A 25647-nucleotide genomic window follows, 5' to 3' on the forward strand; every position below is an offset into this window, starting at 1 on the left:
GCAAATTGCTTCGGGTGTCTTTTTATCAGACTTTGTTGGAGGTCGTCCGATAGTAAACTCTGATTTCAGTTATGCGCCTGCTGCCGCCATCTGATCGCGGATAATTTTGCGCAGATCATCAATAGGTTTCAGCACGCCTGCTTCTTCATAATGCCAGAAAGTCCAGCCATTACAGGCATCAAAACCCTGCACTTTGGCACCGATGCGGTGAATGGAGCCAGCTTCGCCATTGGCGGTGAGTGTTCCGTCCGCACGGATGATCGCAGCGTGACGGCGGCGTGCATCGGAAAGCACGGTGCCCGGACGCAAAAGACCTGCTTCCATGATCGACGTAAAAGCGACGCGTGGTTCAGCACGCTTGCCAGTCATCACTTTCAGCTCAGCCTTGCCCAGTGGCTCAACCGCATTAATCCGTGCCGTTGCAGCATCGATATAGTCCTGCTCGCGCTCAATACCGACGAAATGGCGACCAAGGCGCTTGGCAACAGCACCGGTAGTGCCCGAACCAAAGAACGGGTCAAGGATCACATCGCCCGGCTTGCTCGAAGACATCAGAATGCGTGCAAGCAGTGCTTCCGGTTTTTGCGTCGGATGCACCTTATCACCGTTTTCGTCTTTCAGACGCTCCGAGCCTGTGCAAATCGGGAACAGCCAGTCAGAGCGCATCTGCACATCGTCATTCGCCGCTTTCATGGCGTCATAATTGAAGGTGTAGCCCTTCCCTTTCGAATCTCGCGATGCCCAGATCAGCGTTTCATGCGCGTTCTGAAAGCGGCGGCCACGGAAGTTCGGCATCGGATTGGTCTTGCGCCAGATGACATCATTGAGCAGCCAGAAACCAATATCCTGAAGCTGCGTGCCAACGCGGAAAATATTGTGATAGGAGCCGATAACCCAGATTGTGCCATTTGGCTTTAGCACGCGGCGGCAAGCCATCAACCATGCACGCGTGAAAGCATCATAAGCCTGAAAGCTTTCAAACTGGTCCCAATGATCGTCAACGGCACTGACCATCGACTGATCCGGGCGATGAAGATCACCGCCAAGCTGAAGATTGTAGGGAGGATCGGCGAAAATGACGTCCACCGAGTGATCCGGAAGGCGCTCCAGAGCGGAAACGCAATCACCCTTAATGATAGAGTCGAGCCAAGCGGTACGTGGGGCCTCTACAGGCAACTCATGTGCAAGACGTACTAGGGACATGGGATACTCAATTACTTGTGAACGCGAAAAACTTGTCCCTATGGTTACTGAACAGGGTAAATATGGGGTTAACGCCAAGTGATTGAAATTGTAAATCTTTTCTTAACTTCTCTGCAAAGGCCCGCATTTGCTGGGCTTCGCACAACCATCTGTCTTTGACAGTTTTGTTCCAGCCATATTAAAGCCGTCAACCAATTGCAGTGCAGTCAGGAAAAATGGCTCATTCAATAAGGCTTGATTATTCGTTTCCCCCTATAATTGCGCCTGGGATTAAAACTGATTTGCGTAACTGTTCCATGTGTCTTCATGAATATTAATGAACTGCGTCACAACCGATATTTACGTATTCTTTTCGTACCCTTTCGCATGCGCGCAGTTGTGCGCGGCAGCGAAATAGGGCTTGTGATCGCAGGCGCGCTGGTTGGTATCATCTCCGCGCTGGCAGTTGCAGCCATTGCGGGCATTTCCCAGAGGATGCATCAGGCGCTCTTCGGGCTTGCTGACGGCGAACGACTAAGCTCCGCCTCGCAGCTTGAGTGGACAGCCTACTTCGCCCCGCTTGCAGGCGGTATTTTGATGGGCGTCCTGATCTGGGTGCTGGCACGCTGGCGAAAAAAGCCGATTGTCGACCCTATCGAAGCCAATGCGTTGCATGGCGGGCGTTTGTCGCTGACAGACAGTTTTATTCTTGTCGGGCAAAACCTTGTTTCCAACGGCTTTGGTGCTTCAGTTGGGCTTGAAGCAGCCTATACGCAGCTTTCAAGCGGATTTGCATCGCGCATTGGCCGCGCGCTCAAGCTGCGCCGGGCCGACCTGCGCACCCTTGTGGGTTGCGGAGCCGCAGCAGCCATTGCAAGTGCTTTCAACGCGCCACTTACAGGCGCATTTTACGCTTTCGAGCTGATTATCGGTGTTTATTCCATCGCGACACTGGCGCCTGTGGTGGTCGCAGCAATTGTCGGCATGCTGGTCACGCAAGCCATCGGCGGAGCACCCCTGGTTATTCACGTCGGTCAGCTTGATGGCATTGCTGCACGAGATTATGTGCCAGCACTTGTGCTGGGTTTAATTGCGGCAGGTATTGCCATTTTGATCATGCGCGGCGTGACGACAGTCGAACGGGTTGCCCGCAAAAGCGTTGTTCCCACGGTGCTGGCTCCGGCATTTGGTGGCGCGATTATCGGCATGATCGCTTTCGTCGCCCCTCAGGTTCTGGCTTCAGGTCACGGTGCATTGCATCTCGATCTCAATGCAAATCTGACAATTCCGGTGCTGCTGCTTCTGATTTTCGCCAAATCTCTGGCATCCGCCGTCTCCATTGGCTCAGGCTTTCGCGGCGGTCTGTTTTTCGCCTCGCTCTTTCTCGGCGCATTGACCGGTAAGCTTTTTGCTGCGCTCACGGGCTACGTCCTGCCACTCACCCTTGAACCGGAAGTTTATGCGGTCATCGGCATGAGCTCAATGGCGGTCGCAATCATCGGCGGTCCATTGACGATGACATTTCTGGCGTTGGAACTTACCGGGGATTTTCCAATAGCGATGCTTGTCCTGGGGGCTGTCGTTTCTTCATCGCTCATGGTCAGAAAGACCTTCGGTTACTCGTTTGCAACGTGGCGTTTCCACCTGCGCGGCGAAGCAATCCGCTCTGCGCATGATATTGGCTGGGTGCGCAACCTCACAGTCCTTCGCATGATGCGCCATGATGTTCGTACCGTTTCCATCGACACAGATATTGAAACCTTCCGCAACGACTTCCCGCTTGGCTCAACGCAGCGCGTCATTGCAGTGGATGGCGAAGGCCGTTATGTCGGAATGATACCTGTGCCTGAGGCTTATTCGGAAAGTTTTGACAGCACAGACACCCAGAAGGGCATCATTGATCTGCTTCGCTATCAGGATGAATTCCTGCTGCCGCAGATGAACGCGAAAGAAGCTGTGGTGCGCTTTGACAGGGCGGAGGCCGAAGCGCTCGCAGTTATTAACAATGCGCAGGAGCGTAAAGTTCTCGGGCTTTTGAGCGAAGCACATACGCTGCGCCGCTATAGCGAAGAACTCGACCGGCGCAGACGGGAAATTTCAGGCGAGGTTTAAGTTACTGAGAAGTATCGGTGACGGGCTCCACTCCGCGATTTTCCGGTGTAGCGCTGTAATAATATGGCGTTGCAAGAACGAACGCCAACACAACTGCAATTGCGAGAATGAACAGCACAACGGATTTTCGCATCAATTTCTCCTTCACTGAAGAAAGAAACGGCTTCACACCGACATCGTTCCCTAAAATTCCGGCAGCCGATACGCCGAAGTTTGACCTGGTGAGCATAAAGATGTAGCTCATCGACAATGTTTTGTGGGTGATCTTACCCCATCATCTCCCAAGTAAAGGCTTTTGACATGGCAGCTCCGGCCCTGATTATTTTTGATTGTGACGGTGTATTGGTGGATTCCGAAATCATCGCAGCGGAAGTCGACGCAGCACTTCTGACAGAAGCAGGCTACCCGATTGAGGCTACAGAAGTTGGCGAACGCTTCGCTGGCCTCACCTGGCAGGACATTCTTCTGACGGTTGAGCGCGAGGCAGGCATTCCCATTTCCGCTTCCCTTCTCGACAAGGCAGAAAAGCTGCTGGATGAGCGTCTGAAAAACGAAGTTCAGGCGATTGATGACATTGTCGAGGTTGTTTCTGCGCTTGATCTGCCAAAATGCATCTGCTCAAATTCGACCAGTAAACGCCTTGAGCTTATGCTCAAGCGGGTCGAGCTTTACGATCTTTTTGCGCCAAATATTTTCTCGGCGCGGGAAATTGGCTCGAAAAAGCCAAAGCCTGCACCCGATGTCTTCCTTCATGCCGCCAAGCATTTTGGTGCCGATCCGGCTGATATAATTGTAATTGAAGATTCAGCGCACGGCATTCATGCAGCACGCGCGGCGGGAATGCGCGTCATCGGCTTCACCGGCGGTGCGCATACCTATCCGGGGCACGCTGACAAATTGACAGATGCAGGCGCCGAAACCGTCATCCATCGCCACAAGGATTTAGCAAGCGTGATCGATGCTTTGTCGATCTGGACTGACGCCTGATCTTATTCAGACACATCCCGGAAAATTTCGTTGCGCGCCATGTTGGGCGCGCAAAGTTGATTAAGCAGCGCTACGCTTGCTTTTGTTTTTCGCTGCGGCATTGAGCGCGGCAAGCAATTCCTTCGACTCGCTTTCACTTAGACCAATCATCAGCCTGTCACCAATAGAGGCAGGCTCGTCGGTCGCAGCGTCGAAAATTGCCCAAGTATCTGTCGGCTCAAGAACACGTTCATATTTCGGTTTCATGGGTCTAAGCTCAGAACGTTCATTGCCGCCCTGCCCCTAATGTTTCGTTACAGTTTTTCATAAGAAGCGGCCGCTGCTGCCCATTCTAAGGCAGAGCTGTCTTATTCGTTACTGTTTTACACCAAACATCTTGCGATTCATTTCACAGAAGCAGTCGAATTTAACAAAAGCCCAGAATATTACTTCTATAGTTAATTTTTGTTTCGTAATGGCACATTGACAAAAGCGCTGATCTGATTGGCTCAAATCAAAAAGGCGCGCTCTAAGGCAACGGTCTCCTGTGGGATCCGCCAAAATTACGAACCGGATGCAGACTTGGGTCGGCCACGTTTCTTTACAGAGGAAACATTCCCGACAAGCACCTGCACCGCAGCTGCGTCGACAGGTTTTCCAAAGAACCAGCCTTGTCCAAAAAGTTCAGAGCAAATGCCGCGGAAATATTCGGCCTGAGACTCCGTTTCGACACCTTCGACCACGATGCCCAAACCATGCTGATGCGCCATCGAAATGATCTGCGGAACGATAGAAACCGTATCAACCTCATTGCCGACCGTGCGCGTAAAAGCCTTGTCGATCTTGATGGCGTCGACCTTCAACTCATCCAGATATGCAAGGCTGGAATAGCCCGTTCCAAAATCGTCAATATAGACCTTATGGCCTCTTTCGCGCAGCAATTTGATACCCTCGCTGGCCTTTGCAAAATCGACCGGTGTGCGCTCTGTTAGCTCCAGCCCGATCTGTTCCGGCCTGATGTCGGCTGTGGTCAAGCGCTCATCAATGGCCTTCATAAATTCAACGCTCTGCAGATCGCTGGCCGTAATATTGATATTAATATGCAGCGCGCGTTGCTTGTTAAGCAATCCTCCCATTTCAAGGATAACGCGGTCAAGAACGTAAAGTGTGACTTTATCCGCAATACCATGAGCTTCTGCTTTAGCGATGAATAGGTCAGGAGGAACAAAATCATCCTTGGTTATTTCCCAGCGGATCAGCGCTTCAAAACCAACGATTTTGCGGCTGCTAATATTCACGACCGGCTGATAAACAAGGGTTAACTGTTTTGCTGCAAGCGCTTTTCTCAAAAGTGACATCAACGAACGATCACGGTTGCGGTAATTGCTCCAGCCAATTGCCAGCCCGCCTCCCACAAGCATTCCAAGGCTGATAAAGACCAGCTTCAACAGCCCACCAGAATTGTCGCTCCAGCCTGGAGACGTCGCAATAAAAATACAAATGCCCGTCGTTTCGTCGCAGGATTTCTGCTGCAGGATACCATCCGTTATCTCGAAAACCCGTCCCCCACTGACGGGAAAGAGACCGCTTACGACATCTCCCGGAAAATCAATTGGATTGCTAAATAACCGGGCGAATTGTGTCCGGTCCTCGTTCACCATGAAAACAGCAAAATAATATTGAGGAATATGGAGCGCATCAAAGGCAACAGCGCTTAGCACCACATTTGCCTTATCTCGGCCTATAATGGGTCCGTGGCTACCCGGTGTAATCAGCTGCTCGTCACGATAAATGTATGTGTGATCCTTGAGAAGAACATCCTCCTTGCTTCTCGGACGTGAATCCTTGAGTTCATTCAGAAGTGTCGAACATTGCAGTTTTTCATTTTCAAGCCGACCAATATCCTTGATATGATAACCGGAGAAAAGAAGCTCGCGCATATACTGCTTATCATCAGCGCCACATATCGGGTTGGTTGAACGGTTCATTTTATCCAGCACATCACGGGCAGAACCGACAATGCGGTTCGCCTGCGTCATAAGCACCGTCATATAGGTGTTCATGTCGCCTTCTTCATCAAGCAGGCTGAACCTCTCACCTGCCCACTTGCCCGCAAAAGCACCAAGCAGCAACATGATGCAGATAACGAATGGGACCGGCGAAAGAAATGAACTGCGCGGAAACCTCATTAAAACCGCCTTACCAAACTTAAAAAATGAACAAGCCGTAAAATATTACCATCGTTCTATAATGCACTTTCATAGTTCCAGCGCATATTACCTGACGCCGGAAGCAATACAGAATGATTGTATTACCGTTCATCAAAATTAATAAATCGACTAAACGCCGAAACTACAAAAAGAAAAGTGAAACATGCTTAAGAATAGAACAACGTCTAAAAGCTGCTTCTATAATACAAACGGCTTATGGTAAAATCATAAGCCGTTTGTCAAAATTCAATCTATTAAATTCCAATCCGGCTTACTTCGTATTGTAAGGCCCTTCATCGAAGCCGACAAAAATCTGCACGCTTTGTGCGCTTGCCGTTGGGATCGAAATCGCCTTGTCGTTGAAGACGAATTGCGTCGCACCGCCACTGGAAACATTCACAGTCTGCTTGTGCAGCTTGGAATAGATAACCTTGCCACCCTCAACCACGGCAACACGAATCGGCATGGTGATATTGCCGCTCTTGTATTTCGGGCCGGGGACGACCTTGCCGGCAGCGGCAACATCAAGATTGATGGTTCCGTCAGCATATTGGCAGGCGCGCGTGGTGTCAGTCAAAGCTGCCTGATAGATGACGCGGCTTGCATCCTTGTCGCCACCCTTTTCATAGGTATTGAAATAGGCCGTGCCTTCACGCAGCGAAACGGTGGGGCAAAAAGCGCGCAGCTCCGATTCCTTGATGCGCGGCTGACCAGCTTCGGTAAGCGATCCGTCGGCTGTTTTCTGCGTGCCGCTCGTTGTGCAGCCTGCAAGTGCTGCGAGCAAAATCGTTGCAAAGACTGGTAACAACGATGAACGATTCTGTATTGGTTTCTGCATAAACCGGGCTTCCCTGCACTGATCGACCTGTTCTATACCACTATGCAATGCACAGTGTGAGGGTGTTTTCCCGTTTTTTATCGTCAAGAGCAACCCCACCCTTCAAAGGATACTTTAATTCTTGCGGCTTTTTTAGGGAGGCTCTATTGCATTCAACGGTTAAAATCCGCCTCGATCCGAAATGAAGGCCCTTAAGATGAAATATATCAGCACACGCGGCGAAGCACCTGTTCTGGGGTTCAGCGATGCTTTGCTCGCCGGACTTGCCCGTGATGGTGGTCTCTATCTTCCGCAGAACTATCCGCAATTCACGCCCGATCAAATTCGTGATCTGCGTGGAAAATCCTATGTGGATATCGCGCTGGCCGTGCTCACTCCCTTCATCAATGGTGAAATTCCGCAGGCCGATTTTGAACGCATGGTGCGCGAGGCCTATGGTTCTTTCCGTCATGACGCAGTCTGCCCGCTGGTTCAGACAGGGGCGAACGAATTCATTCTTGAACTGTTTCACGGTCCGACGCTGGCTTTCAAAGACGTCGCCATGCAGCTGCTGGCCCGTATGATGGATTATGTTCTGGCACAGCGCGGCGAACGTGCGACAATCGTAGGAGCGACTTCCGGCGATACCGGCGGTGCCGCCATCGAAGCATTTGGCGGCCGTGACAACACCGATATATTCATTCTCTTCCCCAATGGCCGCGTATCGCCGGTGCAGCAGCGCCAGATGACGAGTTCCGGGTTTTCCAATGTTCATGCCCTTTCCATCGAAGGCAACTTCGATGACTGCCAAAATTTGGTCAAGGGCATGTTCAATGATTTGCAATTTCGCGATGCCATTTCGCTTTCCGGGGTGAATTCAATCAACTGGGCACGCATCATGCCCCAGATTGTCTATTACTTCACCGCAGCACTGAGTCTTGGCGCGCCGGATCGTGCTGTTTCGTTTACCGTGCCAACCGGCAATTTCGGCGATATTTTCGCAGGCTTTGTTGCAAAGAAAATGGGTTTGCCCATTGATCAGCTCATCATTGCCACCAATGATAATGACATTCTGGCGCGTACGCTGGAAAACGGCGCATATGAAATGCGTGGCGTCGAACAGACGACATCGCCATCAATGGACATCCAAATTTCGTCTAATTTTGAGCGTTTGCTGTTCGAAGCACATGATCGTGATGCAAGTGCTGTTCGCGGTCTGATGGACAGTCTGAAGCAATCAGGTGGCTTCACGATCTCTGAAAAGCCACTTGCCGCAATTCGCAGCGCATTTTCTGCGGGGCGTTCAACCGTCGAGGAAACCGCAAAAATCATCAAGTCCGTTCTCAACGACGATGGCTATCTGCTTGATCCGCATTCGGCGATTGCCGTTAAGGTCGCTCGCGAAAAAGTGTCCGGCACTGCACCAATGGTGGTATTGGCCACCGCGCATCCGGCCAAATTCCCCGATGCTGTAAAGGCTGCAAGCGGTATTACGCCAGCACTGCCTGCGTGGCTTTCAGACCTTATGGATCGAAAAGAAAGCTTCACAGTTCTTCACAACGACCTGAAAATCGTGGAAGAATATGTTCGCCGTCATTCTCGAGCATAAGTGTGAAGGCTCTTTGAAGAGAATAAGAACGGGAATTAGGGAGCATTTTGCTAATGGGTGTTGAAGTAACGCGTCTTTCCAATGGTCTGACCATTGTAACGGATAACATGCCGCATATCGAAAGTGTTGCACTGGGTATCTGGGTTAAGGCGGGCGCAAGAAACGAAGCTCCGGATCGGCATGGCATCGCCCATTTGCTTGAGCATATGGCCTTCAAAGGCACAGAAAAGCGTTCTGCCTGGCAGATCGCCTCAGACATTGAAAATGTCGGCGGCGAAATCAATGCCGCGACAAGCGTGGAGACCACATCCTATTACGCGCGTGTTCTTCGCAAAGACATGCCTTTGGCCATCGATATTCTCGCTGATATTCTGACCGCTTCCAAATTTGATGAGGCGGAACTTGAGCGCGAGAAGCAGGTGATCCTGCAGGAGATCGGCGCGGCACATGATACACCTGATGACATCGTCTTCGACCGCTTTTCTGAAACCGCTTATCGCCACCAGCCGATCGGGCGCGCTATTTTGGGCGAACCGGAAACGGTTATGTCATTCACATCCGACAACTTGCGCCAATATATCGATGAGCAATACAGCGCAGACCGCATGGTGGTAACGGCTGCAGGCGGCGTCGACCATGATGCGTTTGTAAAAGAAGTTGAAAAGCGCCTTGGTGGTTTTCGTGCGCATAACACTGCGCCAACGCTTGACCTTGCGACTTATGTTGGCGGCGATTTCCGCGAAAATCGCGAATTGATGGATGCGCAGGTTTTGATCGGCTTTGAAGGCCGCGCCTATCATGTGCGCGATTTTTATGCCTCCCAGCTCCTTTCGATGATCCTTGGCGGTGGAATGTCCTCACGTCTGTTTCAGGAAGTGCGCGAAAAGCGTGGCCTGTGCTATTCGGTTTATGCTTTTCATTGGGGCTTCTCCGACACAGGCCTGTTCGGCATTCATGCCGCGACGGGCCGTGATGAACTGGTTGAACTGCTTCCGGTTATCATTGATGAGCTGCACAAAGCAGCCGATTCCATAAGCATTGAAGAAGTGAACCGCGCACGCGCGCAATACAGCGCAAGCCTTTTGATGTCGCAGGAAAGTGCGGCGAGCCGTGCGGGTCAGATCGCTCGTCAGTTTTTGCTCTATGGCCGTCCCGTGCCAAACAGCGAGCTGATGGATCGTTTGTCGCTCATCACGCCTGAGCGGCTGAGCGATCTTGCAGGACGCCTGTTCCTTGATAACAAGCCGACGATTGCAGGCGTTGGTCCGGTTGGGCGTCTGATGAGCTTTGAAGGACTCACCGATGCGCTTTCGACCAGCGCACATACGCGAAAGATTGCAGTTTAAGCGATAAGGCAGCAGGGTTTTGTGAACTCATTCTACGGAAAGCCCTTTTGCCCTGTTCACCAGCTGCTTTATAAACACAGGAACCCGCATGATCGGCCTGCCATTCCGGCGCAGCAATCCGTCAATTCTTCGTGGGCCGCGGATTTATCTGCGCGAGCCGTTGATGAGCGATTTTGCCAGTTGGGCCAGTGTGCGTGAGCAGAGCCGTGCTTTTCTCACGCCATGGGAGCCGACCTGGGCTGATGATGATCTCACGAAAGGTGCATTTCGCTATCGGTTGCGGCGAGTCCAGGAAGAAATGTCAGATGGCACCGGCTTTCCATTTTTTATTTTTCATAACAAAGACAACCAGCTGCTTGGCGGTATAACCCTTGGCAATATCCGGCGCGGCGTTGGGCAAAGCGGCATGATCGGGTATTGGAGCGGCGTTTCATCAGCGGGTAAAGGCTATATGACCGAAGCGCTATCTTTGGTTATCCCCTTCGCATTCGGGGAACTAAGGTTGCACCGGATTGAAGCTGCCTGTATTCCCCATAATGTTCGTTCGATACGGCTTCTCGAAAAAGCCGGATTTCAGAGAGAAGGACTGTTGCGCTCCTATCTCAAGATAAACGGCTTCTGGCAGGATCACCTGTTATTTGCTCTGATAGAAAGCGATTTACGCATGATCAATGGCAAGGTTGAACGCTCGTGAATGGTTTTACAGACAGGTTTTTTTCAGCTCTCACACGTTTTGCAGCGCTGATCGTGATTGTAACCTGTTCTGCGGTTCATGCTTTTGCGGTTGAACCGATCAAGATTTCCAAGGAAGATACCGCTCTTGACCTTTCGCGCGCTGTGGAACTGCTGCGCAATCAGGGTGAGAGCGTGCAGGTTTCAACCGCACCGGGTGCTGATGGCATTGTTCGCCGCATCGAGGTGCAGGCCGACCCCAATTCCAATGCGTCAGGCGACTGGGCGGCATTTTCGATTGCCAATCCAACCGATGAACAGATCGACCGGCTGATTGTTGCGCCGCATTTCCGACTGGTTGGTTCGGGTGTCATCTGGCCGGATCTTGGTTCGCCACGTATTGCGTCGATTACGCCCAGCGAAGGCTTTGCGCTTGACCGGCAACCCAGTGCCGATGCTGATGTTTTCCGCATCACGCTCAATCCCGGCACTGTTGTAACCTTTGTTGCCGAATTGTCGTCCCATAATCTGCCCCAGCTCTATCTGTGGGAGCCGGAAGCTTACAAGGATGCGGTTAATTCCTACACGCTTTACCGCGGCATTCTGCTTGGAATTTCCGGTCTTCTGGCTCTGTTTCTCACAATCCTGTTTGTTGTCAAAGGAACATCGCTGTTTCCTGCAACAGCTGCCCTTGCATGGGCTGTACTTGCCTATATCTGCGTGGATTTCGGCTTCTGGAACAAGCTGATGGAGATCTCGCCCGGAAACGAGCAGGTCTGGCGAGCGGGTACGGAAGTCGCCCTTGCCGCCTCTCTGGTGATCTTCCTGTTTACCTATCTCAATCTTAACCGATGGCACGACCATTTCAGCTATGGCGCTGTGACATGGGTGCTCGGCCTGATCGCGCTGGCAGGGGTTGCGGTCTTCGATCCGCCGGTGGCTTCTGGCATTGCGCGCATATCTTTGGCGCTCACTGTGGCCTCGGGCATCGGTATCATCGGTTATCTTGCGGTCAAAGGCTATGATCGAGCGGTGATGCTCATTCCGGCATGGCTGCTCATACTGATATGGCTGCTTGGCGCGTGGATGACGGTATCCGGCCAGCTCGACAATGATATTATTCAGCCCGCGCTTGGTGGCGGTCTGGTGCTGATTGTGCTGCTTATTGGCTTTACCGTCATGCAACACGCCTTTTCCGGTGGTGCGCTTCATCAGGGGCTGCTCTCTGATATGGAGCGTCAGGCACTGGCCGTCATCGGTGCGGGCGACATCGTCTGGGACTGGGACGTGCCGCGCGACCGCGTTGTCACCACGCCCGATATTGCCAACTATCTCGGAAACACGGCCAGCTCTCTGCAAGGCCCAGTGCGCAACTGGTTGCCAGCCATGCACGCTGATGATCGTGATCGGTTCCGTTCCACGCTTGATGCCATTCTTGAAAACCGGCGCGGCCGCATCGGCCAGATTTTCCGACTGCGCGCCAATGACGGCCACTATCACTGGTATGCGCTGCGCGCACGCCCCGTCATCGGTTCAGACGGCGAAATCGTTCGCTGTGTCGGTACGCTCATCAATGTAACTGAACAGAAAAAGGCCGAAGAACGCCTTTTGCATGATGCCGTGCATGACAATCTGACGGGACTGCCCAATCGCGAACTCTTCCTTGATCGTCTCAGCAATGTGATGAACATGGCACGCGGCGAGAGCAACCTGCACCCGACCGTCTTCATCATCGACATAGACCGTTTCAAGCAGGTCAATGACAGCCTCGGTATGTCGGCCGGCGACACGATTCTGCTTACGATCTCGCGCCGCCTGTCGCGCATTATGAAGCCACAGGACACACTTTCACGTCTTTCTTCCGATCAGTTTGGTCTGCTTTTGGCCTCTGAAAGCGATCCGGGCCATATTGCTGCCTTTGCAGAAGCATTGCGTCAGGCCGTGCGCTCACCCATTGCCTATGCAAAACGCGAAATCGTGCTCACAGCCTCAGTCGGCCTGATCACATGGACCAAAACGGCTGCTTCCGCAGAAGATTTTGTAAAAGACGCCGAACTGGCGATGCATCAGGCCAAGCGTTTTGGCGGCGACCGTATTGAGCCATTCCGCCCGGCATTCCGTGCAATCGGTAGCGACAAGCTGCAACTGGAATCCGATTTGCGCCGTGCGCTTGAACGCGATGAAATCAATATCGTCTACCAGCCAATCGTGCGGCTGGACGAAGGTACAATTGCAGGTTTTGAAGCGCTGATGCGCTGGGAACACCCGCGCCGCGGTTCCATCTCTCCATCGGAATTCATTCCGATTGCCGAAAATTCAGGCCTTATCGTGCAGCTTGGCCTGTTTGCAATTGAACGCGCTGCGGAAGATCTGTTTGCCTGGCAGGAACAGTTTCCAAAACTCGATCTGTTCGTCTCCGTGAACCTGTCGAGCACCCAGCTTATCCGGCAAGACCTGATCAATGATATGCGTTCGGTCCTCTCGCGCATTCACCTCACACCGGGCAGTCTCAAGCTGGAACTGACCGAATCCGTGCTGATGGAAAACCCGGAACAGTCCGCTCATGTGCTTGCACGCCTCAAGACGATGGGCGTCGGTCTTTCGCTTGATGATTTTGGCACCGGCTATTCATCGCTTGCCTATCTCACCCGCTTCCCGTTCGACATCATCAAGATCGACCGTTCATTCGTCAAAGGTGATCAGCCGCAAAAGACCACGCTGCTGCGCTCTATCGTCAGCATGGCGCATGATCTCGGACTTGCAGTCGTAACCGAAGGCGTCGACAGCGAGAGTGACGCGTTGCAACTGCGCCAGATGGGGTGTGAATATGTGCAAAGCTTCATGTTCGGAGAACCATCCAGCCGCGAAGATGCAACGCGCATGATCAAAGATCAGCAGGAAGCAACAGCGGCGTAATCTGTACGGAGAATGTTCAGGCGTGACCGGCTTCGGAAACGAGCCGTGTCATGTCGATGCCCATATGGGTCATCAGCCGGTCGTATTTGCCGGTAATATCGCTGTCAAAAAGCATGTCCATTGGCGCAGGGCATGCCAGCCAGCCATTCCCCGCAAATTCTGCATCAAGTTGCCCCGGTGCCCAACCCGAATAGCCAAGCGTCATCAAAGCCTGTGCGGGACCTTTGCCGCCATAAATGGCACGCAAAATGTCAACGGTTGCTGTAAGACACACATCTTCGGCGACCGGCATTGTCGAATCCACCATAAAATCATCGGTGTGCAAAACGAAGCCACGTGTTTGATCCACAGGGCCACCATTGCGGACGATCATATTTTGCGCGCGCTCAGGCAGCACGATCAGATCATCATCGTCAATCACACCAATCTGTCGAAGAAGATCAGGAAAACCAACGGGCTGAAGCTGATTGATAATCAATCCCATAGCCCCCTCTTCCGAATGCGCACAGATATAAACAACCGAGCGCGCAAAGCGCTCGTCGCTCATTCCGGGCATGGCGAGCAGGAATTGCCCATTCAAGAAACCCTGCTCCTGATTTGGCTTCCTGAGAATGTTCATAGCTGAGAAGGTAGCAAGACTATACGAAATGACAACGAATTTCGTACAAAGTTTATCAAAAGCCCTCTTGGGTCGATTTCAACCGGATTTGCCCAATCTGGAAATTAAGAAGAATTCTGGCATGTTGGCATACATCATAATAAGCTCGGTAATAGTCTTCGTTCTTTATGCCATTTATGCACAAATAAAACTCTCTCGACTGATCGACTTCATCAGACAAAGTCCAGCGATGACGCAGATTATTGGCGACGTATCTGACCTCTATTATATCGTCACAATGACACGCGGCAATTATGGCTTTGCGCTCTATCTTTGGCGTAATCCGGTGCCGGATGCTGAGATCAATGCAAAATTTGCTGATTACAATAAACTTCGATCCATCTCCAATATTGCCCTCCTGTTGCATATGGCCCTGGGCGTTCTCATCATATTGTCTGTTTTCAAAAACCTGATATTCAAAATCTGAATTTCGGACATCAATTCTTGCGAACAACATCTTAAGCCTTGATAACGACACGATTTTCTATCAATCTCACCATATGAAATTATGTCGTTTTCTGATCATCGCCGTCGTTCTGGCCGCAGGCGCACCAGCGCACAGTGCTACGTCCGCATGGACGGAAACGCCGGGCGGCAGGGTTCGGGTTATCCTCGACGAAACCAACACAGCAGATGGGCTGCGCGGGGCTTTGCAGATTGATCTTAATCCGGGCTGGAAAACCTATTGGCGCAATCCGGGCGATGCCGGTGTGCCGCCGCAGCTCAATGTTGACGGCGATGCGCACGCGCGCATCGAATTCCCTGCACCTGTGAGCTTTGGCGCTGGTGATGAAGGCGGTATCGGCTATAAGAATCCTGTATCTTTACCGCTGACATTCACCGTAAAACCCGGTGAAAAGCAGCTCAAGGGAAATGTCTTTCTTGGCGTCTGCCATAACATCTGCATTCCTGTGCAGGCAGAGTTTGACTTCCCGCTTTCCACAAAAGCGGCAGAACAATCACCGCAAGCCATCGCTGCGAGCACGATTGTTGAAACGGCCTTTGACCGATTGCCATCCCCTGCCACGCCAGAATTTGGTGTCGCCGCCGCAAGGCGCGAAGAGAACAAAGCCATTTTCGATATTTCAGTGCCGGATAGCCAAGCACCCGCAGAGCTTTTTGTCGGCAGCGAGCAGTTCAACTTGTCTGAAACAACACCCGATGAGGCCTCTGACCAAAAGCGTTTCATTGCAACATTGCAGGGAAAAGCCAGCGAAGGTGCCATGATCGATTATACACTGGTGCAGAACGGCAAAGCAGTCTCAGGACAGGTCCGGCTCGACTAACTTCAACCATCAGCAATTTGAAATTGTCCAACGCGCCTTTATCGGCTTAAGTGGCGTTGCGATGCTTTGCATACGGAAAATTGAAAAACAGCCATTCACACAGGTGAGCACCGACGGCAAACGCTCACTTTCAGGAGAAAACAATGACGATCAAAGTTGGTGACAAGCTGCCAGCAGCTACCTTCAAGGTAAAGACTGCGGATGGTGTGAAGGAAGTGACGACGGACGAAGTCTTTGCAGGCAAAAAGGTCGTTCTTTTTGCAGTGCCCGGTGCATTCACCCCCACTTGCAGCCTCAACCACCTGCCGGGCTATCTTGAAAACCGTGACGTGATCCTTGCCAAGGGCGTAGATCAGATCGTTGTTGTTTCCGTCAATGATCCATTCGTAATGGGCGCTTGGGCACAGAGCACCGGCGGCGAAGGCAAGATCCTGTATCTTGCTGACGGCTCAGCCCTGTTTACAAAGGCCATTGGCCTCGAACTGGATGCAACTGCGGGCGGTCTTGGTATTCGCTCGAAGCGTTATTCCGCTATCGTTGAAGACGGCGTCGTCAAGACGCTAAACATCGAAGAACAGGCTGGACAGGCTGTAACTTCAAGTGCGGCGACGCTGATCGAACAGCTTTAAGATAAGCCAATCACGCGCCCTGCTTTTCAGGCAGGGCGCGCATTTCGCGGGTCAGCCATTTTTCAAGCGCCAGCGTATCCGGCTGCCCTGCCCTGTGTGGCGCGATCCATAGCAGCATGCGGCGCGGCCCCGGACAAAATCCAAATGGCGCAACAAGACGGCCCGATGCAATGTGTTCCGCCACCAGCATGCGCGGCACCACCGCCACACCCAATCCACACAAGACGGCCTGTATCAGCAGGTAGAAATGATGGAATGTCGATTTAAACTCCGGCATCTGGAAATCTACGTTTGCTGCCTTCTGCCAGTCCTCGAATGCCTCAAGACGTGTCTGTGTTGCAAGCACTGTCGCATTCACCAGATCAGTTGGGCCGCTTAACGGGCAATGCTGCAGATAAGACGGCGCGCAAACCAAACCGATCTCCTCGCGTCCCATATCGCGAATTACAGCATCCGCCGGCGGCTCGATGATGCTTGAACGGATCGCAATACCAATCTTGTCACGCATGAAATCGATGCGATCATAATTCATGTTAAATTGCAGTTCGATATGCGGATAGCGCTCATGAAAGCGGCCTATGCGCGGAATGATCCACTCCATCATAATCGACGATGAACAGGAAAGCGTCAGAGGTCCCGGTTTTACCCGCTCAATGCTCGCTTCAATGATTGAAAATGCGCTGGCGAGCGCTTCCGCTAACCGTACACCCTCAGGTGTCGGATCGCTTACGCGCGCCGTGCGCGTGACAAGAAGAACACCAAGCGTATCTTCGAGTGCACGGATCTGACGGCTGACTGCACCATGCGTCACGCAGAGCTCTTCGGCAGCACGCGTCATCGAACGATGGCGTGCAACAGCTTCAAAGGCTTTAAGCGCATTCAAAGATGGCAATGGACGCATGTAAGACTCCATTCGAGTATGAGTATACCTGTGAGGTAATATCACAGTTTGGCGCGAATAAATCGCTTGCGGCGGCATGTCGCATTCATTAGCTATCCGCCTATTTAAAAGCGCAAGTGCCGCATGAATAGGCAATTCATTTGATTTGCCTTCATACTGTTTCTTCCGCTTACGTTAAATATGCAAGCAGGGAGGAACTGCCATGCAGCAAAAATCTCACGAAATGACGCCCGCTGAAAAGTCGGCCATATCGAAAATTTCGATCCGGCTGGTCCCGTTCATCGCGCTGATGTTCTTCATCAACTTCCTGGATCGGACCGCAATTTCGTTTGCTGGTCCAAACGGAATGACAACCGATCTTGCGCTGACAGCAGCACAGTTCGGCTTCGCCGCCGGTATCTTCTTTGTTGGCTATATCATCCTTGAAGTTCCAAGCAATCTTGCGTTGCACAAGTTTGGCGCGCGCAAATGGCTCGCCCGCATCATGGTGACATGGGGCATTGTGGCGCTTCTGTTCACATGGGTTTCAAGCTCTACAGAGCTTTACATCCTGCGCTTCCTGCTGGGTGTTGCGGAAGCTGGCTTCTTCCCGGGCGCCATTCTGTTCCTGTCGATGTGGGTACCTTCGCGTCACCGCAACAAGATTCTTGCGCTGTTCTACATCGCGCAGCCACTGACAATTGTTATCGGTGCGCCAATCGCTGCAATGCTGATCGATATGCATGGCGCTTTCGGCCTTGAAGGCTGGCGCATCATGTTCTTCGGTGTTGCTGTTCCGGCAATCATCATTGGTATTGTCACCTTTTTCTACCTGCCGGATACGCCAAATGACGCCAAGTGGCTGAACAAGGAAGAACGCGACTGGCTGAATGGGGCACTGGCTCAGGAAGAAAAAGTCAAGGAAAGCGCCCATGGCCGTATGAGTGGTCTGGCACTGTTCGACAAGCGCGTATGGCTTCTGTCGATTGTGTATTTCGGCCTTGTGTATGGTCTTTATGCACTGGCTTTCTTCCTGCCATCGATCATCAACGGGTTCGAGCAGGAGTTCAACACGAAGTTTGACGTGTTCGATAAGGGCTTGATCACTGCAATTCCTTATCTGCCAGCCGCCATCGCTCTCTATTTCTGGAGCCGCGATGCAGCAAAGCGCGGTGTGCGTCCATGGCATATCGGCATTCCGGCACTGGTTGGCGCTTTTGCTATTCCAGCCGCCCTTTTCATGCCCTCGCCTGCAACCACGATCTTGATGATCACCATCACAGCCTGTGCGATCTTCTCCGCATTGCCGAACTTCTGGGCCATTCCATCGCGCTTCCTGAGCGGTCCGGCAGCAGCAGCAGGTATCGCATTGATCAACACCATCGGCAATATTGCAGGCTTTGCAGCACCTTACATCACGGGACTCGTCAAGGATTGGACCGGTCTTTACGAAATGCCGATGTTTATCGTCGGTGCGGTGATGCTCGCGTCTTCGCTGCTCGCCTTCTCGCTGACAGGTCGTCTCAAAGACCCATCCGAAATGCAGCAGGGTAAGTAATCTGCACAAAACCAAAAAGCCGCGCTGAAATTCAGCGCGGCTTTTTCACGTCCGGAACCATGACGTTCTTATTTGACCTGAAGAGACTTATGGCCGTTATATTTGAACGGCTCCATGCCTGCACGGGCAAGCTCATCGGCGCGTTCATTCTCCGGGTGTCCGGCATGGCCTTTGACCCAATGCCACGTCACTTTGTGCGGCTTGCGCGCTTCATCCAGCGCCTGCCAAAGCTCAGCATTCTTGACCGGCTTCTTGGCGGCTGTCTTCCAGCCATTGCGCTTCCAGCCCTCAATCCAGCCGGAAATACCATCACGAACATAAACGCTATCGGTATAAAGATCGACTTCACAGGGTTCTTTCAGTGCGGATAGCGCTGAAATTGCCGCCATAAGCTCCATGCGATTGTTAGTGGTATCAGCCTCGCCGCCCTTTAACTCTTTCACATGGTCATTCCAACGTACAATCGCACCCCAGCCCCCGGGACCGGGATTGCCGGAACACGCGCCATCGGTGAAAGCTTCAATATGCTTCACGCGGCAGCTCCCGACAGTTCAAGACCATATTCCGTTGCGGATGTAACCTGGCGATGGAAGCGCATCCGGCGCACGTATTCCATCGGATCTTTTTTCATCACAAAGCTGCCATCGGGCACATTCAACCAGTCATAAAGACGGGTCAGCATGAAACGCACGGCAGCACCGCGCGCCAACACCGGCAGCGCATCGATTTCAGCCGTCGAAAGTGGACGAACTGCGTTATAGCCGCGCAGCAAAGCAGCACCCTTGGTGAGATTGAAGGAGAAATCCTTCTCAAAGCACCAGGCATTCAGACAAACGGCCACATCGTAAGCGAGAATATCGGTACAGGCGAAATAGAAATCGATGAAGCCCGAAAGCCTGTCGCCAAGAAAGAACACATTATCCGGGAACAGATCTGCATGGATAACGCCTTGCGGAAGCCCTTGTGGCCAGTTCTTTTCCAGATAATCGAGATCACCTTCAGCTTCGGCCACCAGCCCCTCTTCCACGCTGTCAGCACGGGCTTTTGACAGATCCCACAACGGACGCCAGTCCTGCAGCGTCAGGCCGTTGCGTCGGCGCATGGGAAAATCTTCCCCCGCCAGATGCATTTCAGCCAGTCCGCGACCAACCTCTTCGCAATGTGCAACCGTGGGCTTACGCATCCACATGCCTTCAAGGAAGGTGACGATGGCTGCCGGACGCCCTGCAAGCTCACCAATCGTCACACCATCACGACGGACAACAGGCTGCGGGCATTCCAGACCGCGCCTTGAAAGATGCTCCATCAAATTCAGGAAAAACGGAAGCTCATCACGGTTCACGCGCTTTTCGTAAAGTGTGAGAATGAAAGAGCCTGTCGTGGTATGCAGAAGATAATTGGTGTTCTCCACGCCTTCCGCAATGCCCTTATAGGATGTCAGCGCACCGATATCATATTGTTCTAGAAAAGCGCCAAGCTCGATTTCGTTTATATCTGTATAGACGGCCATGCCGCTTATTTCCCTTGCATGAACTTTGGTATTCCGACGACGCGGTTTTCGCCGTTGACGAAGGCCATATCCCGCACAGTCAGTTCCACGTCGCGTATTTCACGATTGACGAGGAAATTTTCAGTTTCAATCGTGGTCTCGGCGAGTTCAATTTTGACGGTGAAGCGGTCCTTGAAAGCATCCATAATTTCATCGACGATAATTTCAGGTGCGGATGCACCGGCAGAAAGTCCCACCACCGAAATATCGCCAATCTGATCCCATTGAATATCCGATGCGCGCTGCACCAGCATCGACATGCCTGCACCGGCCTTTTCCGCCACCTCAACAAGGCGCTTGGAATTGGACGAGTTGGGGGCGCCCACGATCAGAAACAGATCGCAGCCAGGTGCTGCCGCACGCACCGCATCCTGACGATTGGTGGTAGCATAGCAGATCGATTCTGCGGCTGGCGCTGTCAGATTTGGAAACCGCCGCTGCAACTCAACGATGATCCCCGCCGTATCGTCCACCGAAAGCGTTGTCTGGGTTACAAAACCCAGATTATCAGGATCGGCAAACTCGATTGTGCGTGCGTCTTCCACTGTCTCAATCAGCGTGACAGTGCCTTCCGGCAATTGCCCCATCGTACCGATGACTTCAGGATGCCCGGAATGACCGATCAAGATCACATGACGGCCAAGACGCTGATGACGCATCGCCTGTTTATGAACCTTGGAAACCAAGGGACAGGTCGCATCAAGATAAAACAAGTTCTTGGCTTCAGCATCCGCAGGCACAGATTTCGGCACACCATGAGCGGAAAAAACCACCGGCTGATCGCGATGCTCTGCCGGTATCTCGTCTAGTTCCTCGACAAAGATCGCGCCGCGCGATTGCAAGCCTTCAACAACATAGCGGTTATGTACGATCTCATGGCGCACATAAACTGGCGCGCCATATTTCTTCAAGGCCAGCACGACGATCTGGATTGCCCGGTCAACACCTGCGCAAAAGCCGCGCGGGCCGCAGAGGCGAATTTCCAGAGGGGGACGTTTATCGGTCATGAAGCATGCTCGCTTGATAATCACATAGGCCGGAGTTGGGCTGTAACACGGTCTTTGTCAAGACCTGACACCCTTCCGATATCGCCAGAACCACGTTCCGACAACCCCCAGCAGTGCCAATGCAAGCCCGTACCAGGTCAACGCATATTGCAGGTGATTGTTGGGAAAGTCGATGATGGTAATGCCGCCGATTGGCAAACCACCAAAATTCGGCGTCTTATCCGCATCAATAAAGAACGGCACGGCATCATCAAGCGAAGGAATATCCGCGCTTTCGGCCATCGCCGCCCAGTCCTTCCAATAAAAGATGTTCTTTGCAATGTCATTGTCTGGAACGAAATAGCCCGGCTTCGACGTGAGCGGATCACGGGCAAGGCCGGTGATCGTCACAGGTCCATCCAATTGACCGTCGAGCCGCGTTTCAGGATCTTTCCTGTCGTATGGCACAAAACCACGATTGACCAGCACAAAACGGCCATCCTCAAGCATCAGCGGCGTATAGACATTAAAGCCAGACTGGCCGTCATAGGTCGCCAGAAAATGACGCTCACCCTGATGCATGAAAGTGCCGGAAACCGTAACCGGACGATATTCGACCGATCCCTCATCGCGATAGATTTTTTCCATTTCAGCCAGAGGGATTGGAGCCTCATGAACACGCTGCTCTGTGGACGCAAGCAATGCTTCCTTCCAGTGCAGCCGCTCAACCTGCCACGTTCCCAATGCAACCAGAATCAAAAATGCGATTAAAGACGCAATCAGCGTAGCCCACGGAAACCTGCGCGACTTTTGTATCTGGTTCATTGACCATCATCCAGACGCCCCTGAGACGCCTTGTTGCGATATTGCATATTGATCAGAATACCCTTGATTGCGCGCATGGCAACAAGGCTGAGAATAATTGCCAGCGGCACCCACAAAATGAAATGCACCCAGAGCGGTGGCGCGTAATTCACGTCCAGCCACAGAGCCAGACCCACCACAATAACGCCGATGATAAGGATCACAAAGGCGGCCGGACCGTCGCCTGAATCCGCAAAAGAATAATCAAGGCCACATGCCTGACAGCGCGGCGCAACCGCCAAAAACCCGTTAAACAGCTTGCCCTCATCACAGCGCGGACAGTGACCAAGAATGCCGCTCTTTATGGGATCGACGGGTGGGTAAGGATTATGGTCGGACATGTTAACCCCACAAAAAGTGGAAAAAAGGAAAAGGCGGCCATGTTTCCAAGGCCGCCTGCAATTCAATCAGCACATGGATTATCCGCCGTGCATGGGTGCACCCCAGCCACCCCATACATAGATGGTGAAGAACAGGAACAGCCAGACGACATCCACGAAGTGCCAATACCATGCAGCCGCTTCAAAACCGAAATGCCGCTCCGGCGTGAAATCACCGCTCATCGCGCGGAACAGAATAACCAGCAGGAAGATCGTTCCGATGATGACGTGGAAGCCGTGGAAGCCAGTCGCCATGAAGAAGGTCGCGCCATAAATCGAGTCTTTGAACTCGAAAGGTGCATGAACATATTCGTAATACTGGACAAACGAAAACAGCACACCGAGCGCCACTGTCAGCGTCAAACCGATAATCATGCCCGAGCGATCCTTGTGCAGCAGCGCATGATGCGCCCAGGTCAGTGTCGTGCCTGAAAGCAGAAGGATAACCGTGTTGTAGAGCGGAAGATGCAGCGGATCGAGAACCTCAATTCCCTTTGGTGGCCACTGGCCGCCGGTGAATTCGGCGCGCGCGACCTGATGCACTTCATTCGGAAACAGGCTTGCATCGAAAAATGCCCAGAACCATGCAGCAAAGAACATGACTTCCGAGGCGATGAACATGATCATGCCGTAGCGCAGATGCAGGGCCACAACGCGGGTATGATGCCCCTCATGGCCTTCCCTGATCGCATCAGCCCACCATGCATACATGCAGTAAAGAACAATCGCGAGGCCAATGAAAAATATCCATGGCGTTGCCAGATTGATGCCAAAAAATGGCAGATCACCCGCATTGATATAGCGCATCCATGCGATACCGCCGATTGCCAGCACAAATGCGCCAACTGAGCTCAGAAATGGCCATGGGCTTGGCGCTATAATGTGGTAATCGTGATTTTTTTCGTGAGCGTTCGCCATGTCTCTCCCCATGCAACCCCTCAGGGCCCTCTCTCATGCATTTCAGCCCTTGCGCCTAAGGCAGCATCAGGCAGTTCCCTTCCCGGCACACCATAAAGCTGTGCGGCTTGTTTGTCTTTGCGGCATTATGTGCCGCACGTATTCAATCAGCTTCCACCGCTGTTTCCGATGACGCCCTTCGCATTTGCCACGGGCGCAGGCTTCTCGATCGGAAAGAACGTATAGGAAAGCGTAATTGTTTTCACATCTTTCAGATCAGGATCATTGATGATCTCCGGATCGATGAAGAACACCACCGGCATTTCCATGCTCTCATCGGGCTGCAAGGTCGTGTCGGTAAAGCAGAAGCATTCAACCTTATTGAAATAAGCGCCTGCCCGGGCTGGTGCGACATTGAAGCTCGCACGACCGTAAGTCGTCTGATCAAAAAGATTCTGCGCCTCATACTTGATCATCAAGGTTTCCCCAATGCGCAAGCTGACTTCACGCTCGACCGGCTTGAAATCCCAAGGCAGACCGTTTGACGTATTGGCATCAAAGCGGACCTTCATGGTTTTATCGAGTATGGTGTCGGAATATTGTTCGACGCGCTGGGTGGTGCCACCGTAGCCTGTCACCTGACAGAACAGACGATACAATGGAACGGAAGCGTAAGCTGCACCGACCATGCAGGCGAAAAAGGCAACACAAGCGATTGCAACCGTGCGGTTGGAACGGTTGAGCTTTTTTTGCTTCTCGTCGATGTTCTGCTGATCTTCCATCTTCTCCTCCCGAAAACGTCTGGTCAGTTTGTTGTTAAATCATCCCATCCCATGAATGGCCGTCATTACATTGGCCGCATAAACATGTTTGCACCGAGTTTTGCGACCGTACCGATATAGACAAGCACCACAAAAAGCAGAAGTGCGATTGCAAGCCCGATAGAACGATTACGCTGTGCCTTTTTCTGCGGCTCAGTCGGCACAATCAGTTCCAGCTCTTCCTTCACCGGCTCTTGCGCTGGCTTATCAATCACAACACTCTCCAATTCAGCCCGCTCCTCACAGGAACCCAAATCCAGTCAGAAGCTTGACCGCCAAAGCTTCAAACAACAGCACCGCAAAAATCACGGACAGATAAATCAGCGAAAAGCGGAAAAGCTTACGCGCTGCAAGCAACATCTGCGTTTCGGTTTCAGCCGCCCACATGCGCCATGCATAATAGACGAATGCCAGTCCGAGCAGAACAGAAATAACGCCATAGAAAATGCCCGCAAAGCCCATGATCCATGGCAGCACACCAACCGGCGCCATCAGAACAGCATAGAACAGAGCCTGCCTGCGGGTCGACAATTCGCCCTTCACATTGGGCATCATCGGAACACGGGCCGCTTCGTAATCATTTGATGTGAAGAGCGACAGTGCCCAGAAATGCGGCGGGGTCCACAAAAAGATGATCAAGAACAGAACGGTGCTGTCCCAAGTGATTTCACCCGTTGCAGTAGCCCAACCAATCATTGGCGGGAAGGCCCCAGCGGCACCGCCGATCACAATATTCTGTGGCGTCGAGCGCTTGAGCCACATGGTATAAACAACGGCATAAAAGAAAATCGTGAAAGCGAGGAGTGCTCCCGCCAGCCAATTGACCATCAGGCCAAGAGTAACCACTGAGAAGGCTGATAGTGTGAGGCCAAAGGCCAGCACCTGATTGGGCTGGATGATGCCAGCTGGAACCGGACGGTTGCGCGTGCGTTTCATCACGGCATCAATATCGGCATCATACCACATATTGAGCGCGCCCGACGCACCTGCGCCAACCGCAATGCAAAGAATGCTGATAGCAGCCAAGACAGGATTCATATGGCCGGGTGCGAGCACCAGACCGACAAGGCCGGTAAATACCACCAGCGACATCACACGCGGCTTCAGCAGGATAAGATAATCCCGCGCCGTCGCCTCAGAGAGTGCGAATGCTTCGTCGGAAACCGTGTTTTTTTCCACCAGAGACATTGACTTTACAACCTCGAATTCAACCGACCGATGCCGCGTCCTGCCCTGAACGCCCACCGGTATTCCAACAAACCCTACCTCCCGGAAATGCATTCACCCCTATCGGATTTTCCGAACCGCA

The 25647-nt window shown here is 52.4% G+C and carries 26 protein-coding genes; 10 read left to right on the plus strand and 16 right to left on the minus strand.

What is annotated here, in order from left to right; translation table 11 throughout:
• Positions 1–69 precede the first annotated feature (69 nt).
• The gene (locus VBH83_RS03955) at positions 70–1203 is read right to left on the minus strand and encodes a site-specific DNA-methyltransferase (RefSeq protein ID WP_265983132.1); all 1134 of its coding nucleotides are present in this window, start codon (positions 1201–1203) and stop codon (positions 70–72) included.
• A gap of 306 nt (positions 1204–1509) precedes the next feature.
• On the opposite strand from VBH83_RS03955, the gene VBH83_RS03960 reads away from it, so the two are divergent.
• Positions 1510–3294 carry a chloride channel protein gene (locus VBH83_RS03960; RefSeq protein WP_265983131.1) on the plus strand — a complete coding sequence of 595 codons (1785 nt, stop codon included), beginning with the start codon at positions 1510–1512 and terminating at the stop codon, positions 3292–3294.
• Position 3295: 1 nt separating this feature from the next.
• Here VBH83_RS03960 and VBH83_RS03965 read toward each other — a convergent pair whose 3' ends face one another.
• A complete protein-coding gene (locus VBH83_RS03965; protein ID WP_265983130.1) occupies positions 3296–3427 on the minus strand; it encodes a hypothetical protein in 132 nt (43 codons plus the stop codon).
• A gap of 167 nt (positions 3428–3594) precedes the next feature.
• Here VBH83_RS03965 and VBH83_RS03970 point away from each other — a divergent pair, with 167 nt between their 5' ends.
• On the plus strand, positions 3595–4281 hold the full coding sequence (locus VBH83_RS03970) for an HAD family phosphatase (protein ID WP_265983129.1): 687 nt from the start codon (positions 3595–3597) through the stop codon (positions 4279–4281).
• 60 nt (positions 4282–4341) lie between these two features.
• Here the strand turns inward: VBH83_RS03970 and VBH83_RS03975 are convergent, their stop codons facing one another.
• From VBH83_RS03975 to VBH83_RS03985, 3 genes are all read right to left on the minus strand, one after another.
• Positions 4342–4527 carry a hypothetical protein gene (locus VBH83_RS03975; protein WP_265983128.1) on the minus strand — a complete coding sequence of 62 codons (186 nt, stop codon included), beginning with the start codon at positions 4525–4527 and terminating at the stop codon, positions 4342–4344.
• Between the two features lie 296 nt (positions 4528–4823).
• A complete protein-coding gene (locus VBH83_RS03980; protein WP_396996454.1) occupies positions 4824–6449 on the minus strand; it encodes an EAL domain-containing protein in 1626 nt (541 codons plus the stop codon).
• Between the two features lie 292 nt (positions 6450–6741).
• Positions 6742–7308, minus strand: a complete 567-nt coding sequence (locus tag VBH83_RS03985) for a hypothetical protein (RefSeq protein ID WP_265983126.1) — start codon at positions 7306–7308, stop codon at positions 6742–6744.
• Between the two features lie 196 nt (positions 7309–7504).
• Here VBH83_RS03985 and thrC point away from each other — a divergent pair, with 196 nt between their 5' ends.
• The 4 genes from thrC (at position 7505) to VBH83_RS04005 (ending at position 13830) form a co-directional block, all read left to right on the plus strand.
• The gene (gene thrC, locus VBH83_RS03990) at positions 7505–8896 is read left to right on the plus strand and encodes a threonine synthase (protein WP_396996456.1); all 1392 of its coding nucleotides are present in this window, start codon (positions 7505–7507) and stop codon (positions 8894–8896) included.
• 53 nt (positions 8897–8949) lie between these two features.
• The gene (locus VBH83_RS03995) at positions 8950–10242 is read left to right on the plus strand and encodes a pitrilysin family protein (protein WP_265983124.1); all 1293 of its coding nucleotides are present in this window, start codon (positions 8950–8952) and stop codon (positions 10240–10242) included.
• Between the two features lie 88 nt (positions 10243–10330).
• Complete coding sequence (locus tag VBH83_RS04000; RefSeq protein WP_396996458.1) at positions 10331–10936, plus strand: GNAT family N-acetyltransferase; 606 nt, start codon at positions 10331–10333, stop codon at positions 10934–10936.
• Complete coding sequence (locus tag VBH83_RS04005; RefSeq protein WP_396996460.1) at positions 10933–13830, plus strand: EAL domain-containing protein; 2898 nt, start codon at positions 10933–10935, stop codon at positions 13828–13830. The genes VBH83_RS04000 and VBH83_RS04005 overlap by 4 nt, the downstream gene beginning before the upstream one ends.
• A gap of 16 nt (positions 13831–13846) precedes the next feature.
• Here the strand turns inward: VBH83_RS04005 and VBH83_RS04010 are convergent, their stop codons facing one another.
• A complete protein-coding gene (locus VBH83_RS04010; protein WP_265983121.1) occupies positions 13847–14449 on the minus strand; it encodes a YqgE/AlgH family protein in 603 nt (200 codons plus the stop codon).
• Between the two features lie 28 nt (positions 14450–14477).
• Between VBH83_RS04010 and VBH83_RS04015 the strand changes: the two genes are divergently transcribed.
• The 3 genes from VBH83_RS04015 to VBH83_RS04025 all read left to right on the plus strand — a co-directional run bounded on the left by VBH83_RS04015 (position 14478) and on the right by VBH83_RS04025 (position 16403).
• Positions 14478–14915 carry a hypothetical protein gene (locus tag VBH83_RS04015; protein WP_265983120.1) on the plus strand — a complete coding sequence of 146 codons (438 nt, stop codon included), beginning with the start codon at positions 14478–14480 and terminating at the stop codon, positions 14913–14915.
• 73 nt (positions 14916–14988) lie between these two features.
• Positions 14989–15774, plus strand: coding sequence for a protein-disulfide reductase DsbD domain-containing protein (locus VBH83_RS04020; protein ID WP_265983119.1), 786 nt, complete (start codon positions 14989–14991; stop codon positions 15772–15774).
• A 143-nt stretch (positions 15775–15917) separates the two neighbouring features.
• A complete protein-coding gene (locus VBH83_RS04025) occupies positions 15918–16403 on the plus strand; it encodes a peroxiredoxin (RefSeq protein WP_265983118.1) in 486 nt (161 codons plus the stop codon).
• 10 nt (positions 16404–16413) lie between these two features.
• Here VBH83_RS04025 and VBH83_RS04030 read toward each other — a convergent pair whose 3' ends face one another.
• Positions 16414–17304 carry a LysR substrate-binding domain-containing protein gene (locus tag VBH83_RS04030; RefSeq protein WP_265983117.1) on the minus strand — a complete coding sequence of 297 codons (891 nt, stop codon included), beginning with the start codon at positions 17302–17304 and terminating at the stop codon, positions 16414–16416.
• Between the two features lie 202 nt (positions 17305–17506).
• Here VBH83_RS04030 and VBH83_RS04035 point away from each other — a divergent pair, with 202 nt between their 5' ends.
• Positions 17507–18841, plus strand: coding sequence for an MFS transporter (locus VBH83_RS04035; RefSeq protein ID WP_265983116.1), 1335 nt, complete (start codon positions 17507–17509; stop codon positions 18839–18841).
• 68 nt (positions 18842–18909) lie between these two features.
• Here the strand turns inward: VBH83_RS04035 and rnhA are convergent, their stop codons facing one another.
• From rnhA to VBH83_RS04080, 9 genes are all read right to left on the minus strand, one after another.
• The gene (rnhA, locus tag VBH83_RS04040; protein WP_396996464.1) at positions 18910–19374 is read right to left on the minus strand and encodes a ribonuclease HI; all 465 of its coding nucleotides are present in this window, start codon (positions 19372–19374) and stop codon (positions 18910–18912) included.
• Positions 19371–20351, minus strand: a complete 981-nt coding sequence (locus tag VBH83_RS04045; RefSeq protein ID WP_396996466.1) for a homoserine kinase — start codon at positions 20349–20351, stop codon at positions 19371–19373. Before VBH83_RS04045 ends, rnhA begins: the two co-directional genes overlap by 4 nt.
• A gap of 5 nt (positions 20352–20356) precedes the next feature.
• Entirely contained in the window at positions 20357–21397 is a 1041-nt protein-coding gene (ispH, locus tag VBH83_RS04050) for a 4-hydroxy-3-methylbut-2-enyl diphosphate reductase (protein WP_396996468.1), read from the minus strand.
• 57 nt (positions 21398–21454) lie between these two features.
• Positions 21455–22201 carry an SURF1 family protein gene (locus tag VBH83_RS04055; RefSeq protein ID WP_396996470.1) on the minus strand — a complete coding sequence of 249 codons (747 nt, stop codon included), beginning with the start codon at positions 22199–22201 and terminating at the stop codon, positions 21455–21457.
• A complete protein-coding gene (locus tag VBH83_RS04060; protein ID WP_265983111.1) occupies positions 22198–22581 on the minus strand; it encodes a DUF983 domain-containing protein in 384 nt (127 codons plus the stop codon). The genes VBH83_RS04055 and VBH83_RS04060 overlap by 4 nt, the downstream gene beginning before the upstream one ends.
• A 78-nt stretch (positions 22582–22659) precedes the next feature.
• Positions 22660–23538, minus strand: a complete 879-nt coding sequence (locus tag VBH83_RS04065) for a cytochrome c oxidase subunit 3 (RefSeq protein WP_265983110.1) — start codon at positions 23536–23538, stop codon at positions 22660–22662.
• A 146-nt stretch (positions 23539–23684) separates the two neighbouring features.
• Positions 23685–24299: a cytochrome c oxidase assembly protein gene (locus tag VBH83_RS04070; protein ID WP_265983109.1), complete on the minus strand. Its 615-nt coding sequence runs from the start codon at positions 24297–24299 to the stop codon at positions 23685–23687.
• A 65-nt stretch (positions 24300–24364) separates the two neighbouring features.
• A complete protein-coding gene (locus tag VBH83_RS04075) occupies positions 24365–24550 on the minus strand; it encodes a hypothetical protein (protein ID WP_265983851.1) in 186 nt (61 codons plus the stop codon).
• A 28-nt stretch (positions 24551–24578) separates the two neighbouring features.
• Complete coding sequence (locus VBH83_RS04080) at positions 24579–25526, minus strand: heme o synthase (RefSeq protein ID WP_396996472.1); 948 nt, start codon at positions 25524–25526, stop codon at positions 24579–24581.
• Positions 25527–25647 lie beyond the last annotated feature (121 nt).

This window comes from Ochrobactrum sp. S1502_03 (assembly GCF_044435015.1).
Lineage (GTDB): Bacteria > Pseudomonadota > Alphaproteobacteria > Rhizobiales > Rhizobiaceae > Brucella > Brucella chromiisoli.